General features: G+C 39.4%; 12 protein-coding genes. 5 read left to right on the top strand and 7 right to left on the bottom strand.

The window, feature by feature from the left end; translation table 11 throughout:
• Positions 1-105: 105 nt before the first annotated feature.
• Entirely contained in the window at positions 106-540 is a 435-nt protein-coding gene (locus ABVM49_RS05220) for a DoxX family protein (protein ID WP_405203332.1), read from the top strand.
• Between the two features lie 124 nt (positions 541-664).
• A complete protein-coding gene (locus tag ABVM49_RS05215) occupies positions 665-2,014 on the top strand; it encodes a dihydrolipoyl dehydrogenase family protein (protein ID WP_405203331.1) in 1,350 nt (449 codons plus the stop codon).
• Here the strand turns inward: ABVM49_RS05215 and ABVM49_RS05210 are convergent.
• Both ABVM49_RS05210 and pdeM read right to left on the bottom strand, forming a co-directional pair.
• Positions 2,011-2,811, bottom strand: coding sequence for a TspO/MBR family protein (locus ABVM49_RS05210; RefSeq protein WP_405203329.1), 801 nt, complete (start codon positions 2,809-2,811; stop codon positions 2,011-2,013). The two genes, ABVM49_RS05215 and ABVM49_RS05210, sit on opposite strands and share 4 nt — an antisense overlap.
• 63 nt (positions 2,812-2,874) lie before the next feature.
• Positions 2,875-3,507, bottom strand: coding sequence for a ligase-associated DNA damage response endonuclease PdeM (gene pdeM / locus ABVM49_RS05205; protein ID WP_405203328.1), 633 nt, complete (start codon positions 3,505-3,507; stop codon positions 2,875-2,877).
• Here pdeM and ABVM49_RS05200 point away from each other — a divergent pair.
• Complete coding sequence (locus tag ABVM49_RS05200; RefSeq protein ID WP_405203327.1) at positions 3,487-4,698, top strand: lycopene cyclase family protein; 1,212 nt, start codon at positions 3,487-3,489, stop codon at positions 4,696-4,698. The two genes, pdeM and ABVM49_RS05200, sit on opposite strands and share 21 nt — an antisense overlap.
• 4 nt (positions 4,699-4,702) lie before the next feature.
• On the opposite strand, the gene ABVM49_RS05195 is transcribed toward ABVM49_RS05200, so the two are convergent.
• Together ABVM49_RS05195 and ABVM49_RS05190 are read right to left on the bottom strand one after the other, a co-directional pair.
• The gene (locus ABVM49_RS05195; protein ID WP_405203326.1) at positions 4,703-5,374 is read right to left on the bottom strand and encodes a haloacid dehalogenase type II; all 672 of its coding nucleotides are present in this window, start codon (positions 5,372-5,374) and stop codon (positions 4,703-4,705) included.
• 62 nt (positions 5,375-5,436) lie between these two features.
• Positions 5,437-6,204 carry a TerB family tellurite resistance protein gene (locus ABVM49_RS05190; protein ID WP_375252977.1) on the bottom strand — a complete coding sequence of 256 codons (768 nt, stop codon included), beginning with the start codon at positions 6,202-6,204 and terminating at the stop codon, positions 5,437-5,439.
• Positions 6,205-6,401: 197 nt separating this feature from the next.
• Between ABVM49_RS05190 and ABVM49_RS05185 the strand changes: the two genes are divergently transcribed.
• A complete protein-coding gene (locus ABVM49_RS05185; RefSeq protein ID WP_405203325.1) occupies positions 6,402-6,815 on the top strand; it encodes a BrxA/BrxB family bacilliredoxin in 414 nt (137 codons plus the stop codon).
• A gap of 139 nt (positions 6,816-6,954) precedes the next feature.
• Positions 6,955-7,611, top strand: coding sequence for an HD domain-containing protein (locus tag ABVM49_RS05180; protein ID WP_405203324.1), 657 nt, complete (start codon positions 6,955-6,957; stop codon positions 7,609-7,611).
• Positions 7,612-7,684: 73 nt separating this feature from the next.
• Here the strand turns inward: ABVM49_RS05180 and ABVM49_RS05175 are convergent, their stop codons facing one another.
• The 3 genes from ABVM49_RS05175 to ABVM49_RS05165 form a co-directional block, all read right to left on the bottom strand.
• Positions 7,685-9,613, bottom strand: a complete 1,929-nt coding sequence (locus ABVM49_RS05175; RefSeq protein ID WP_405203322.1) for a prolyl oligopeptidase family serine peptidase — start codon at positions 9,611-9,613, stop codon at positions 7,685-7,687.
• Between the two features lie 196 nt (positions 9,614-9,809).
• Entirely contained in the window at positions 9,810-13,703 is a 3,894-nt protein-coding gene (locus tag ABVM49_RS05170; protein ID WP_405203321.1) for a carboxypeptidase-like regulatory domain-containing protein, read from the bottom strand.
• Complete coding sequence (locus ABVM49_RS05165) at positions 13,693-16,746, bottom strand: carboxypeptidase-like regulatory domain-containing protein (protein WP_405203319.1); 3,054 nt, start codon at positions 16,744-16,746, stop codon at positions 13,693-13,695. Before ABVM49_RS05165 ends, ABVM49_RS05170 begins: the two co-directional genes overlap by 11 nt.
• Between the last annotated feature and the right edge of the window lie 102 nt (positions 16,747-16,848).

Here is a 16,848-nt window from a genome sequence, read left to right as displayed (position 1 = left end):
AGATTTTTTACAAAGATAGTCTTGAGTACGCTTTCGCGAAAGCGCTATTTACTTTTTACCATTTTCATAACATTACACCTCTTTTCTATTTTCTACTTTTAAAGTATGAAACATTGGACAGATCATCAGCTAGCATTTATAATTGCACGTATTACCATAGGTATCAACTTCTTATTGCACGGGGTAGTGCGACTTCCTAAAATGGAAGGCTTTGCTAGCGGACTATCAAAAGGTTTTGAGGGAACAATGTTACCACCCGCTCTGGTAGAGCCTATCGCTTTTGGACTACCTATTGTTGAGCTTGTACTTGGCATCTTATTAATTATAGGATTTAAAACACGTCTTGCCGCAGCATTAAGTTTTGTATTAATCACATTATTAATGGCGGGAACTTCTTTTAAGGAAGACTGGGATCTGGTAGGTTCGCAAATGATTTATGTGATTTTCTTCTTCATTTTTATTAAAAATTTACGTCACAATACGTTTGCCATAGACGGCACTTCTAAAACGGTAGTAGACGGGTTTTCAAACCAGCAGTAATATTATTTTTTACAGATTTTATAAGAGTTGTGAGTACGCTTTCGCGAAAGCGTGATTAAGATTTTACAATTTTCATAACACCCAAATGCAGATTACCGTACTACCTTTATAAAAAAAAGAAGGTATGGGATTTGAACATTATGATGTTTTTGTAATAGGATCGGGCAGCGCAGGTAGACAGGTGGCAACACGTTGTGCCAAAGAAGGAATGAAAGTAGCCATTGCAGATAATCGTGAGTATGGTGGCACCTGCGCAAATAGAGGTTGTGACCCAAAAAAAGTACTCCTTAACGCCAGTGAAATCATTGCTAGAACGAGCGATATGGCAGCGGTAGGCGTGACCGAAATTCCAAAAATAAACTGGCAAGCGCTTCAAAAATTTAAAGAAAAGTTTGTCTCTGCAATGCCCATAAAAACGGAAGAATCACTAGATAAACTAGGGATTACAATGTACCACCAGTCGCCTCAATTTATAGAGGAAGGTCTTCTAAGCGTGGAGGGTAAAAAAGTAACGGTAGACAAGGTGGTTATTGCCTCTGGTCTTATCCCTAGACCGCTACACTTTGAAGGTGCTGAGTTGTTTAAAACCTCAGACGATTTTCTTGAATTACCAGCCCTGCCAGAGAGCATTATCTTTGTAGGTGGAGGTTATATCGCTATGGAATTTGCTCATATCGCGGCACGCTGCGGTGTAGATGTAACAATTATAGAACGTGGGGAGCGTGTTTTAAAAATGTTTGATGCTAGTATCACGGGGCTCTTAGAAGAAGAGTCAAAAAAAATAGGAATCAACTTTATTTTTAATGCAGATGTTATCCGCGCCGAAATGCTTCAAAAAAATACACGCGTTTTTTACACACGTGATGGCAAAGAGCAGAGCGTAAAAGCCGAAATGGTTTTTAACACCTCTGGACGTGTGCCCTCTGTAGATATGCTTGCGCTTGATAAAGGAAATGTAGCAACTACACCTAGAGGCATTAAGGTAAATGAGTATTTACAAAGCACTACTAACTCTAATGTATATGCCTGTGGCGATGTAGCAGACTCTGGTTCTCTGCCACTCACACCACTGTCTAGTAAGGAAGGTAGACACGTAGGTGTACAACTGGCTACTGGAACACATACCAAATATGATTTTCCGGCAATACCTACAGCAGTCTATACCACACCACAGCTAGCAATGGTAGGCCTCACAGAAGACGAAGCAAAAGAGCAAGGCATTTCTTATAAAGTACTAAGTGAGCACGTGCCAGACTGGTTTAGTGTAAAGAGATTAAACTCAAAGAACTATTGCTACAAAACGCTTAAAGGTGAAAATGATGAGATACTTGGCGCTGAGATTCTTGCGCCAGAGGCTAGTGAGATGATTAACTTATTTGCAATGGCAATACAGCAGAAGTTAACCTGTACACAGTTTAGAGAAACGATTTTTGCATATCCTACATTTGCAAGTGATATGCAGAGTATGGTTTAATTATCAAGAAACCGTTCCTTGAATTTTAAATGAGGAGCGGTTTCCTTATTCTTAAAAGCGTGTAGCATTGTAATTATTACTAATATTACTGCTCCTAGTAAAGCGTAGTAAGCGATGCTCTCATATTGATCTTTATGTCTTATAAATATTGCAACAAGTGCCCACACAGCAACCAGCGCAAATTCTCGCATATTACGCATCCACACCATAAGTACATTTATAAGTACGACCACAGTAATCATTACCATAGTCCACACAATCTCGTTAAGCTCTGTACCCTTTAGATCTATACTAGAAAAGAAGGCAGAGAAGTTTGCAATAGTAGCAACGGCTATCCACCCAGCGTAAATACAAATAGGCCACCAAACAAAGGCAATCACCTCAATAGGAGCATCCCAACGTTCCATATTAGTACGCCAGATTACGAGTAATAAGCTCGACAAAATTCCTAGCATAATGAGAACGGATAATCCTATGTAGTCATACGTAAATGCTACTACCCAAGCTGCGTTAAGCACATTTGCAATGGCAAACCACCAGCCGGTCTGTGTAATAAACGATGATTCTTTCTTGCTAAAAAAGGCACGACGTATTTGAAAAAGCGAATATCCAATGAGCATTAGGAAAATCACACCCCAGATAGAAAATGCATATCCTGCTGGAGTAAACAAATTCTCATACTTATCTGAAGCTTCACCTATAGTCGTATCGTTCCAGCGCTGGGCTTGTGAGAGTCCGTTTACTGCGAGTACAAGCAATACAGATAGTGTATTTACAATTGCGTATATTTTCTTCATAGCCATTATTTTAAGTAAAGTTACAGCCGTGCAAAGACTTGCTGTATTAACATAATCACAAATCTACTCCACAAGGATTACCTCTTCTGGAGTTACAACAAACACCTCATCACCAGCTTCTGGCTCAAGTATGTAGTTACCTGTAAACTCTCCAAAGGCAGGTAAAATAAGTTGGTTCTCCTTTTTAAAGAAACAAGGCAACTTCATTACTTGCCTTCCTAAACCCTTAAGTCTAACCCCAGGGTGTATGTGGCCACAAAAATTAAAATAGCCATCACGCTCCTCAGGGATGTGCGTGAGCAAAAATGTATCTATCACTCGCTCATCAAACATTTTTATACCTAATTGCTCAAAGCGCTCAGGATTTATGATGTCGTGATTACCGGTAACGAGTGTAATCTGAGCTGCTTGAGCATTGACCCATTTTTCAAAATAAAGCCATTCTATATTTAATGCAGAATGAAAAAGATCTCCCAAAAAACAAACCTCCTTAGGGTCACAACAAGAAATAGCCTCGTCTAGTAATTCAAAATTCTTGAGTATTGCCTCTTGTGGTACCGCGCTACCGTGTTTTCTAAAATGAGCCACCTTGCCTAAGTGTACATCTGCAATAAAAAGAATCTCTCGCTCCTCCCAGAACATTGTGCCCGTAGGTAAGAGTGTAAATGTGTTGTTATGAATGCTCGTTTTTGTCACCTTACAAAGATACAGCACTCCATCTTTTACACGTATCTTTATCACGTGCAAACTCACTACGATTATATCATTCTGGGCGCTGGTCTTTCTGGACTTACTACTGCCTTGCGTATGGCAAGAGATCCCTTTTTTGCAAAAAAAAGTATTGCCATCATAGACCAAGACCTTAATAAAAGCAATGACCGCACTTGGTGCTTCTGGGAGATAAAACCTTCTATGTATGAAGCGATTGTTTCATATACCTGGCCTTCAGTTTTAATAAAAGGTGAGGGAGTGCATAGTCATATCGACATTGCGCCTTACACGTATAAAAAGATAGAAAGTGCTGGTTTGTACGCTTTCGCGAAAGCGGAATTATCGCAACATAGCAATATCACGTTTATAGAAGCATCTGTTAGCACTACAACCACACTAGATGGGAAAGCAACAGTAACTACGGACATAGGTATATTTGAGAGTCCTGCGGTACTTAATAGCATTTATAAACCCAGCCTGCTCAAGGAGCAAACGCAAGCTGTTGTGCTACAACAACATTTTATAGGATGGTTTGTGAAGGCCGAAAAACCTGTTTTTGACCCAAAACAGGCTACATATATGGATTTTAGCATTCCGCAGAAGGGAAATTGTAGGTTTATGTACGTCTTACCTACATCTAACACAGAGGCGCTTTTAGAGTACACCCTGTTTTCTGAAAAACTCCTCTCTAAAGCCGAATATGAATATGCTATCAAAACATATCTCAAAAATCTAGGTGTAGACAACTATGAGATTATAGATCGTGAGCAAGGAAGCATCCCTATGACTACCTATGATTTTACACAGTACAACACACCACACGTACTACATATAGGAACTGCAGGAGGCTGGACTAAAGCAAGTACTGGTTATACATTTACGCATACACTTAAGAAGTCTAAAGATCTCATCGATTTTTTAAAATCTGACACTCCATTTACATCCTACAATATTAAAAACAGGTGGACTTTTTATGATGCGGTATTACTAGAGGTGCTTACAAAGCATAACGAGCAAGGCGCCTCAATTTTTACCAGAATGTTTAAAAAGGGAAAAGCTTCTCATATTTTTAGATTTCTGGATGAAGAGTCGTCCCTCGCAGATGAATTAAAAGTGGTGTTAAGCGCACCAAAAATTCCCTTTCTCAAAGCCGCCTTGAAAGTTATTTTTAAATAGCGAGTTACTTGAGTACACTTGCTAGTTGGCTCAAATCATCTACCACATAATCTGCCTCTGGCACAAGTGGGTATTGCTGCTTACCAGGTCTATTAATAAAAGCTGTTTGCATACCTACGCTTTGCGCTCCGGCAATATCCCATCCGTGTGCAGCAATCATCATTGCATTTTCGGGTAGTACACCCATAGTAGTCATTGCCCAATTATATACTTCTGGGGCCGGTTTGAATTTTTGAACAGGCTCACAACTAAGCAAGGTGTCAAAACAATCTGCAATACCCGCAAATTCTAGTTTTTCTTCAAGGCCTTTTTGTGAAGAGTTAGTGAGCGCTACAAGTCTAAAACCTTGTTCTCTTAATGCTAGCAGCGATGTTCTTACCTCGCTATAAGGCTTTAGGGTTTTAAAGGGTTTTATTACAGCAGCTTCTGCTTGCTGTTTTGTGAGTGTGATATCATTACCTGCAGCTACCATCTGTAGTGCAGCTACGCCTATCTCGCCAAAATCTTTATAAGCCTCAATCGTATTTGCCACGAGTGAGTAATGCAATAAGGTGCTAAACCATAGCGAGACGAGCTCTCCTCTATCATCTAGTGCAGTGGTGATTTTTTCTTTTAAGAAACTAAGATCAAGAAGCGTCTCATTTACATCAAAAAATAGGGTAGATGGCTTTTTCATTATGTCTTTTTAAACAAAGTTAAGCAGCCACAACGCAAAGAACTCTTAAAGAAATAGTAAGATTACATACCGCGTTCCTTCTGGATTTGCTCGTAAGCCTCTTGTACATTACGGAATTTCTCTTCGGCGCCGGCTCTGTAGGCTTCGTCCATATCCATAAGTTTATCTGGATGGTACTTTTTAACCATTGTTCTAAAGGCTTTCTTTACCTCATCATTACTAGCAGATTTATCTATCTCTAAGATTTTATAGGCACTGTCTGCTTTCTTAACAAACATATTTTTTATACTCTCAAAATCTTGATGATTTATTCTAAAATATCCTGCTATAGTACCTAGCACATTTACCTCTGGCTGGCTCACTTGACCATCTGCCTGTGCAATGCCAAATAAAAAGTGTAAAATTTGTAATCGCACCTCATAACGAGTACGACTATTGAGGTAGGTACATATACGTGTGGCAGAAATCTCTCTATCTTTAATTACAGTATTAAAGGTTCTAAAAGTCGCATTTGCACGCTCTTTACCATAAGCTCTCACAAAATACTGTCTGGCATAGTCTAGCTCGTTCTGACTTACCTTCCCATCTGCCTTAATGACTATAGAAGCAAGTGATAGCAAGTTGAGCTCAAAATCTCCTGGAGAAACACTTTGCTGTGTAGCTTGTTCAAAAACGGTTTTAAAACGCTGGCCTGTACTACCGCCTTGACCCGTTTTTTTACCCTGGTCCATAAACATATCTACAGCACTACCTAGAAAGTATCCTATTACAGCTCCAAAAAATCCACGTCCCAAAAAGTAACCTACTACAGCACCTATATATTTAATCATACTTACATTCTATTCTTATCCCGCAAATTTACGGGTTCTAACCATTAGACGTGAGGACTTTTTAATTGTTACGCCATCCCGCCATACTTACCGCCTCCCTCATAGAAATACGATTTGTTTGTATAATAATCTGCCATTTTTTCCGTCTTAGTATCAAGGTATGCTTTTTGTATATTTGTACTCAAAATAAATTGATTATGTATCCACCAGATTTAGTAAAACCAATGCGTGAAGACCTTACCAGAAATGGCTTCACAGAATTACATACAAAAGAAGACGTAGAAGCTGCAATGAAAAAAGAAGGTACAACCCTTATGGTTGTAAACTCTGTTTGTGGTTGTGCTGCTCGTAACGCGCGTCCAGCTGCTGTACACGCAGTTGTTAACGGTAAGAAGCCAGATAACATCTATACTGTATTTGCAGGAGTAGATGGAGAGGCTACAGATCTTGCTCGTTCTTATATGGTACCATTTCCTCCATCTAGCCCATCTATGGCACTTTTTAAAGACGGAGAGCTAGTACATATGATAGAGCGTCACCACATTGAAGGAAGACCTGCAGAGATGATTGCAGAAAACCTTATGGATGCTTTTAAAGAGCACGCAAGCTAGGACAACACTTCTTGTAACAATATGAAGACCGCTTTTATAGAGCGGTCTTTTTTATACACGCTTTCGCGAAAGCGTACTTGTTACTCTCCATAAATCTCACGAACTTTAATCCATCTTTATAGCATTATTAAATTATAGTATGAGCCAACAGCAAACTCTTATAGAAAACACCATCATCTTTGTAAAAGCAACCCTAGCAAATGCCGAAGGTGGTCACGACTGGTTTCATATAGAACGTGTTTATAACAATGCAATGCACATTGCAAAAGGTGAGCCGGTAGATGAGCTCGTAGTTGCATTAGGAGCCTTGCTACACGATATTGCAGATTCAAAATTTTTTAACGGAGATGAAACCGTTGCGCCAAAAATGGCAACCGAGTTTCTCATAAGTCAAAACTGTGACAGCGCCGTTATAGAGCACGTGGTACAGATTATAAAAAATATTTCTTTTAAGGGCGGTAATAAGGCCCAAGAGTTTACCTCGCCAGAGCTAGATGTTGTACAAGATGCAGACAGGCTAGACGCTATAGGTGCCATAGGCATTGCTCGTACGTTTAACTATGGCGGTTTTAAAAACCGCAAACTGTATGACCCAGAGGTCAAACCACAGTTAGATATGACTGTGGATGAGTATAAAAAGAGTACCGCTCCTACTATCAATCATTTTTATGAGAAACTACTCTTACTTAAAGACCGTATGAACACAAAGACCGGAAAAAAAATTGCCGAAAAACGTCACACTTATATGGAAGGTTTTCTGGAGCAATTCTACCGTGAGTGGGAAGGCTCAAAATAAACCTAGCAATCATTTAATAAAAAAGCCCTAAGCATTATAAGTGCTTAGGGCTTTTTAACTCTTACTAAAATATTTATTTAAGATGCGTTGCAAAGAAGCCCATCATCGCTTTATACAGCTCTAGGGTATTTTCTTCTTTACCAAAGCCGTGGCCTTCATCATACTTTACCATATACGGCACCTCAACCCCTCGTGCTCGTAGCTGTGCTACTATTTGATCTGCCTCATCTATATTAACCCTAGGGTCATTTGCTCCCTGTACCACAAAAAGAGGTTTTACAATTTTATCTACGTGTAGTGCAGGAGATACCTCATCCATTATTTTTTTCTCTTCTGGCTTGTTGGGGTTATACCAGATGGTATGTAGCATATCACGATACTTCTCCCAGTAAGCCGGTATCGTACCCATAAAGGTGTGCAAATTACTCACCCCTACATAGTCTACACCGCAGGCATATTTTTCGGGTGTTTTTGTCATACCACGCAGCACGGCATAGCCACCGTGACTTGCGCCATAAATGGCTACTTTATCTTTATCTATTGCTCCTAGGCTTACCACATAATCTACACCATCTTCTACATCATCCATCGCTTTGCGGCCTATCTGGCCAAAACCAGAGGTATAAAACTCCTTACCATATCCTCCAGAAATTCTAAAGTTTACGTGCAACGTCGCATAGCCACGACTAGCAAAAAGTTGTGCCTCTGCATTAAAACCCCAACTATCACGTATACCCTGAGGCCCACCGTGGGGATTTACGATCATAGGCACTTTTTCTCCCTTTGCGATATCATTTGGCAAGGTGAGATACCCGTGTAAGGTCACACCATCTCTACTGGTAAAAGTGATAGGCTCCATAGCAGCCATATCTTCCTCCTCCAGTTGTGGGAGTATTTTATAAAGCAAGGTAACTGTATCCTTTTCTACATCATATAAATGGTACTCACCTATAATGCGGTCACTAGTTACTACGACCATCATTTTATGCTCATCGTCTGTTCTTCCTACTACATAAAAATCTTTGTCGCCAAAATCTTTTTGTAACCGTGCCTGCACTTTTTTATAAGTTTCACTTACGGGTACAATGACTGCCTTCTCACCGTTATGCGAGTAGTAATCAATCTCGTAATTGCGCTTTCGCGAAAGCGTAATCCCGCTCACATCATACGTATCATCTCTATATATTGTCTCGAGCACCTTATTTGCCTTTAAGTCGTAACGTTGTATTTCTATCTTATCTGTCTCGAGATTTGAGATTACATATGCCGCATCTGGATTATCTGAAGCATAATCAAACCGAATAATACCAAAGGACTCTCCAAAGGGAACTTCCATTATTTTTTTGAACTCGCCATCTACATTATAGAAGAGCTCCATATCGACACCGTTTATGATTTTTGAGATAGCTCTTAGGTTTCCGTCTTTGTCAAAATCGTATCCAGCCACAGGGTTGTCTCCTTCCTTTACGGTATACAGCTTCTCTATAGCGCCCGTTTTAATGTTGAGTTTATAAGGCTCTTCTTGCGCAGGGTTGTCCTTATTCATTTGTACGATTACGTGGTTTTCGTCTTCTTTGAGCGTGGCAAGTACACCTACGCGCACATTATCAAAAGGCGTGAGCTCCTCATTACCACTACCATCTAAGTTTACGCCAAAGAGGTGGTAATTTTCATCACCGCCCTTATCTTGGGAGTAGACTATTCTATCTGGGCTCGCCCAGAAGTAGCTACGTATTAGATCTTTTTGCTGCTCTACAAGCAATAGCTCCTCTTGAGTGGTTGTATTTTTTAAAAACAAATCACGTTTACCGCCCTCACGACGCTTCATATACGAGAGAAAATTTCCGTCTGGAGAGAGTTTAAAAGCGTACGCCTCTGGTGTCTGAAAGTAATCTTCTACTTTGTATTTAAAATCACCATCTTCCTGAGCGATAAGTTTTGCAAGATTTGCTGCGGTAGATGGGAGTGCTGTATTACCTGGTAGTGTTTTTTCTGTCTTCATTAAATCTGTTTGGTACAAGGTGTCAAGATATGTAGACACCTAAGATTTGTTCTTCTTTAAGAACAACAAGATACTAGATTTTAAAATGCTTAGCTGTTATAGAAATCTTATTTTCTAGAATTGAAAGGTGTGCTGTTATAAGCACACAAAAAGCCCTCAAAAGAGGGCTTTACAATATAAAATTATGACTTAGAGTCTACATCGTCACTTTACCAAGTGTTACTTTATCCACCTGCTTAAATAGTTTTATAACACGTACCTCCTTTGTTTCTTTTGGAGTCCCATAATTGCGGTATACGGTGTATTTTAAAAATGGAGGCAATACATAATCACCCTCATTGCCTAGATACTGTACATTAATTAACCACTCTCCAGCAGGAGCATCATCTATAATAAACTCCTCGGTCTGAAAACCTTCCTTTTGTTCGGCTTTAAGGCGGTCTCTGGTTTCTTCTAGCGTGTGTGTCCACTTAAAGAACTTCTTTTGTGGGTTTACAAACTGAAATTCAAAAGGAACCGACTTATCAGACCAATCTATGGTCATACGCATATCTACCTTAAAGTCTGTGCGTAGCCACTCATTAGGCAATCTACTATAGTCTATTTTATCTTTATATAATGCAACTAGACGGCTCAACTCACTGCGCAGTGGCTTCTCTAAGCCATTAAAGTTTACACCCATTATTTGCTCTCCCAGCATATTTATGTACAACTCAAGTGCCTTATCATACTGCGCATCATTTTGATAAGCCAGTGCTAGATCTCGGTATGACTGTGACTCACTAGGAGCAATTTTTGCAATGCGCTCGTTTACAAGCACGATATTTCCCGTATCATTTACTAGTTCATATAGATATGACAGTGTGCGTAGTGCCTTTGTATTATTACGAGCGATGTAGGCTAGGTCTGAGCGCACCTCATCTGCAAGTTTTGGTTCTATGGTTTGAAAATACTGTGCGGCATCTACATAATACTCCAGTGGTGACTCTTGGGTACGAGACAACTTCTTGTAAAGTGCAAATTGCTGTTGCGGGGTTCCGCTTTCGCGAAAGCGTAAAATATACGAAGGCAATGCGGTGTCTATACTACCAGTAACATCACCCGTATACTCGTTACCAGAAACTAGAGCGCTCTGTTTATTTTGGGCAGCCTTTGCTTCAAAATTTGCTTCTTTAGTTTTTATAAGAAAAGCCCCTCCTGCTGCAAGCGACCCATAACGAGAGGTTGCGACCACAGATTTAAGTACCGAGATATTGTCTATCTGGTTTACATCCAAAAATGATGGAGGATCTTGATATGGAGTTCCATTTACAATCCATATAGGAGGTACATCGTTTGCAATAGATTGTGAGCCGCCACGTATTTTATAAGTAGTTGCTTGACCTGTGAGTAAACCACTGTTTACCGTCACACCACTTACCTTACCCTTTATGAGCTGGTCTAGACTGGTGTACCCAGCACTATAATCTCTTGTACTAATCTCTCCCGTGGCATAACCTATTTTATCACCACTGGTTTTACCATAAGCTGTCTCTACCGTGTTATCTACACGCTCACGCCCTTCAAGCACGACCTCATCTAGATCATTGCTTTTTGAAGTTAAGGTAATAGCACCCATATCTTGAGTTTCTATCAACACCTCTTTTGTAAACATAGTCGGTGCACTCACTACAAGGACATCATCTATAGCTGCGGTGATGGTAAAACGGCCATTTACATCTGTATATACCTCGTTAAAGGTGCCTTTTTTTGTGATTGCAGCTCCCTTTAAAGGTTTTGCTCCTGAGGTTATTACTCCCGTCACTTGTGCCGTAGTAACAGAGCGGTCCTCTACCTCTTCTGTATAATCGTTACCGGTTATAAGGGCAGATTTAGGTTTTTTATCTCTATTCTTAAAATCTGCTAAGCTCTGAGTTGTAACATCTATTAATCCGTTAGGAGTTGTTATGCCATACTTTGTTCCAGCGGCTACTGATTTTGTTATCTGTATCATTGCTATACTAGAGGGAGGTATCTCTTCTAAAATAGTAGGCTCCCGTTGAACACCATCAATGATAACAGCGTATGCTCGTCCACCTCGTGTATTATCAAAATATCGCCCAGGATATCTCCCTCTCAATACCATTCCAGCAAACTTTCCATTCATCACATCTATAAGATTTGAATACCCTTTATTTTCAAACTCCTCTTTAAATAATACATTAGACGCAAAACTACTATTGTTCCTTATCGCATCCTTTTTCTTGAAGAGTTTCTCCCTTGCGGTTTTAGCTCCATTTAAGACTACCTCGTCTAGTAAATCACTATTAGGTAACAACGCTACAGCATACTCCTTCTCATCTGTAACCGCAATCTCCTTTGTAAACATCCCTAGGCTTGAGATAATGAGGTCATCTCCTTTTTTTGCTGCGAGATTAAAGGTTCCATCTGCCTTGGTGTAAGCAATTTCTAGTGAACCCTTACGTACAACCTCTGCTCCCTGTAATGGCCCTTTGGGACTTGTAACCACTCCCGTCACTTGTGCTGCAGTAGTAGAGCGGTCTTCTACCTCTTCTGTATAATCATTACCGGTTACAAGGGCTGTGTTTTTAATGGCATCTTTTCTATAACTCTTTGTAGTTACCAGTACTTGTAAGCCTCGGTCTCCTTCTCCACCATATTTAATATTTGTAGAAAGTGGGTTGTCTTTTATAATTACAGAGAGAATCTCATTATCTGGAATATATAATGGTATAGGTTGTCCTTGTCTCACCATTACCCCATTTACAATCCAATTAGGTCTCTTACCAAAAATGGTGACTACCTCACCCTTTTCTGTATAACTAACCTGTACACCTTTAAAATTCTTTCTTAATACACGTTCTAAACTTTGTCCATCTGGTGTGATGTCTTTATCTGTAATATAAAAATCCCCTAAGCTCGTTATGCCTCCTGGCATATTAGGCTCATTTGTACCTTCTATAATTTTATCACCTGCAAAAATTTTCTCACGCCTTGCAGTAAGCACCACCTCCTCTAGTTGATCACTACTAGGTAGCATTTTTATATCATAATTATTTTGCTCTTGTACCGCTACTGCCTTAGGAAACATCCCTAGCGCTTGTACAAGTAGTATATCTCCAGCTGCTGCTTCTACTTGAAAAGCACCATTTGCATCTGTAGTATATTCTTTTAAATCTCCTTTTACAACAATGGTTGCTCCTTGTAATGGTTTCCCCAGGCTTTTTACGGTTCCAGATATTTTTTGAGTAAGTGACGTTATCTCACCAGAGTATATGCGTTTTTTGCGATTCACAGTTGGGGTTACATTCTCAACAACTGGTGCCTGAGCAACTGTATATTTTACAGTGCCAGAAGTATACCTAGCCAAGGCATCGAGGTATTGCTGGCCTTCGGTAGTTTGTACTGTGGTAAATGGTACAACTGGAATATCTTGATCTGCATTAAGTTTACCATAGTTAGGCACTCCATTTGAGAGTAATAAAACGGCATCTGCACCTCCTAGACTGAGTACACTATAATTAGACGGGGCATTATAGGTTTGCTGGGTTACGCTTTCGCGAAAGCGGTCCATATCTCCATCCCACTTTTTCCAAACCTCCGTTCTTATGATATCCTTATTAAACACCTCAAGGGTAACCTTAGGCTCATTAAGAGCTGCCAAATATTGTTTTACAAAGGCAAGTTCTTTATTGAGGTTGCGATCTTGCATACCCTCAGAGATATCCCAAAATATCTTGAGATGTGTGATTGCTGGGGTTTCTTGTGGTGAACCCTTTTCTAGAACAATAGCGCTAGATCTATTGAGCAAGGCTCTCACATCTGTCGCGTTTAATTGTATGGTTTCAAAACCTGGTGCAGATACGATGAGCTGGTCTGTGTCTGACAAGGTCTCGTGGTATTTCTTATAAGAAAATGCTCCTTGAGCATTGCTCGTGACCCCCACGCCTTGATTTGTGACACCTATTTTTGCATTTGCAATAGGCGTTTTTGACCCCGCGGCGACCACGGTTCCTCTAAAAATGGTTTGTGCATTGAGCGATAAGCTTGCCAGCAATAGGCAGACAATGATGTATACATTAGTTCTCATAGTTTGATGAATTGATGATGAAATTATCTATAGTTACTTTGCTAGTGATTTGTGCTAGCGGGATGATTTTTACTTTTTTCTTTTCTGTGTCTGTCGCATAGTCCTCATAGCTGGTGTAGGTAAGGAAAGGTGTGGTCTTAGTAATCGCTGAGTCTGCCACGTAATTAAGGTTAATTATCCAATTGCCTTGTGATAGATCATCTAGCTCAAACTCTTTTACAAGAGTTCCCGTCTTGAGTTGTGAAGCCATTACTTCTTGATTTTTATACATTGTATGATCCCAAGTAAAAAATTTACCTTCTGGATTTACAAATTGTATTTCAAACTGAGCAGATGGATCTGACCACTCAAACACGAGACGTCTCTTTTTTGTAAAAGACACATCAAGAAGTGACTGTGGCAAATCTGTAAATGACACCTTAGACTTATGCATTTTTACAAGTCTTCTTAGTTCATTTTCGGCAGTTTCTTGAATGCTTTCAAAGTTGACTCCATCAAGTTGATTTGCTAGAATAGTTTTATACTCTTCAAAAGCAGCTTGATAATCACCGTTACTATCATATGCTTGTGCAAGATCAAGATATGACTGCACATCACGAGGTGCTGTGCTTTTTATATGCTTTACTACAGACACTACTTTATCATCTAGTCCTAACTCTTGAAGTGCAAAAGTAGCCGTACGTAATGCTTGTTTATTTTCTGGTGCAACAGCGATAATACTGGTAACAATACGCTCTGCAAACTGTGCGTCTTGATCTTTAAAGTAATTATAAGCATCCATATAAAATGAGATGCCAGGGTTAGTACGTCTTTTAAGGAGATTAAAATATACTTCTTTACTACCCTCTAGACTTGACCCTTGCTGTAATGCTTTATAGGTATTAGAAACTGCACGAGCGTTTTCAAAAACTGGTACCTGCTCTGTATAGGTATTACCCGTTGCTAGTGCAGATGCCTTTTTCTTTGCAGCCTTTGTGGTTGTGTTACCTGTTTTTGTCTTAATCTCTATAACACCTCCAGCAGCGATACTACCATAAAGTGTTGTTGCAATAAGAGATGAATTTGTATTTATAGATTTTACATTTTGCATATCTAATTGTGGGAGCTCTGTAGCATCTGTTTGATTATAGATAACGCCATCTATAACTATAATAGGTGGTTGTGGTGTTTCAATGGAGTTATAAAATGTTCTCGGAAAGATGTAGACTTCCTTGCGGGTAAAAACATCTAGTCTTACCTCTACACCTGCCTCTCTTCGTAATACTTGTCCCAGTGTTGTATATTTTGCTGTGATTTCTTTCTCATCTATGAGGTTGTTTTTGTAGCCTACGGCATCTTCATTGCGTAAACCTTGCGTAGTTTGCACTAGCACCTCTTCTTGTTTCTTTGAAGTCAGAATCACCTCATCTAGCACATCATAGATGGCTGTCATTTTTACATTATTCCTGCCTCTTTCTCCTACTTTTATGGCCTGGTTTTCCATACCAGGGAATGAAATTTCTAATATATCTCCAGGATTTGCAGCTATGCGGTATGACCCATTTACGTCTGTCTCTGCGGTTCTAAAAGAGTTTTGCAATGTCACTTTTGCGCCTTGTAGTTTTATTTCTCCTTGTTTGCCTTGATAACTTACCCCACCCGAAGCAAAAGAAGTGGCTAACTCCTGAACAGGTCTGTCTTCTATAAAGTGCGTATACCTTTTTATTAGATCTTTCTTATCCTCTAGTGAGGCATCAAGAAAATCGCCATCTGTAAATAATGCAAGATCCTCAAGACTCTTTTTATTTGCATCATAGTTACTAGAAACAACAAATACAGGACAGGGAAAGCTAGGTGTTATTTTAGAAATAACTGTTTGCCCTTGAGTAACTAGAATGACAGCGGCATTTTCTTTTAACTCTGGCCTAGTGAGGTTTTCAAAGTTTGCAGATCCCACGTAGGTCGTGTTTTTAAGATATGATATTATAGGTGCAGCCTTCCCTTTATGCATATAAAAGGTTTTTGTCTCTTCATAACCTTGAGCAAATTTTACCACATCTACCTGAGCTTCTTTTGTCTTTTTAAGGAGATCACTCACTAATGCTATCTCACTTTCAAGGTTTCTATTTTTATGCACTGTAGATGCGTCCCAGTAGAGTGTAATCATACTTGGAATATCCCTTTTTTCTGGACCACTCCCTTTACGTGCTGGGTTTGAAACGTCAAGTCTAAACGCCATTGAGGTATTCTCTACCGGCTTAAAGTGATCTTGGCTTTTATAACGTATAAAAGAAGTACCCTTACTCATACTACCCGCTAGTGAGAAGCCTATCTGTCTTCCATATACCTTTAAGAGTTCTATACCCACAATGATATTACTGTGCACATAGATTCCATAATCTTCAAGAGGTATAGAGACTAGTCCTTGTTTTGTAGATATGGTATGTTTTATACTTTGCGATAAGAGATTTTGTCCCACAAGCCCGTAGTGATTTACGTCGTACACATTTACGCGCACAAGTAGACTATCTGCCCCATTTTCTAAAACCTTAAACTGGAGGTTGTGAAGTTTTGTGTTTTTACGGCGTATTTTAATTTTAGTAGTAATCTCTCCTCCTAGACCTTCTATATCTTTCCAGTAACCTATAATTCGGTCGTCATAATCTAGATCACCTACGGTACTTTTAGTTCGTTTTGTTTCTCCTACTATGACCTCATCTAGGCTATATGATTTCGCTTTAAGCGAAATAAAAAAATCTTTTCCTACCTGCTTAAGCACATCATTTTTTGAAAATATTTGTGGCTCATAACCTATTACAGACACCTGAAATTTATCTGTAGCCAAAAGTAAACCTGGAGCAAAGCTGAGGCTAAAATTACCATCAACATCAGATACAGTTCCTATAGCTGCACCCACAAAGCCTATGTTTGCAAACTCTACTGCTTTTTTGGTTTTATTATCTACAATTTTTCCCTTTACGGTAACGTGAGATCCATATTGCGCATAAGAAGTGCTTAAAAATGTAAGAACTAAGAAAATAAAGCAAATGTACTTTTTAATCATCTGTTTGGTTTTTAGATAATTAAAGATACTTAAATGTCGGCGTTATAGGGTATAACCGATAAAGGCTTACTTTTTTTAAAGCAAGCCTTTTTTGAAAGATAT

This window comes from Dokdonia sp. LLG6352-1, assembly GCF_045055815.1.
GTDB classification, from domain to species: domain Bacteria; phylum Bacteroidota; class Bacteroidia; order Flavobacteriales; family Flavobacteriaceae; genus Dokdonia; species Dokdonia donghaensis.
Note: the sequence above shows the minus strand (reverse complement) of the source record. Positions and strands in the feature narration are given on the sequence as shown.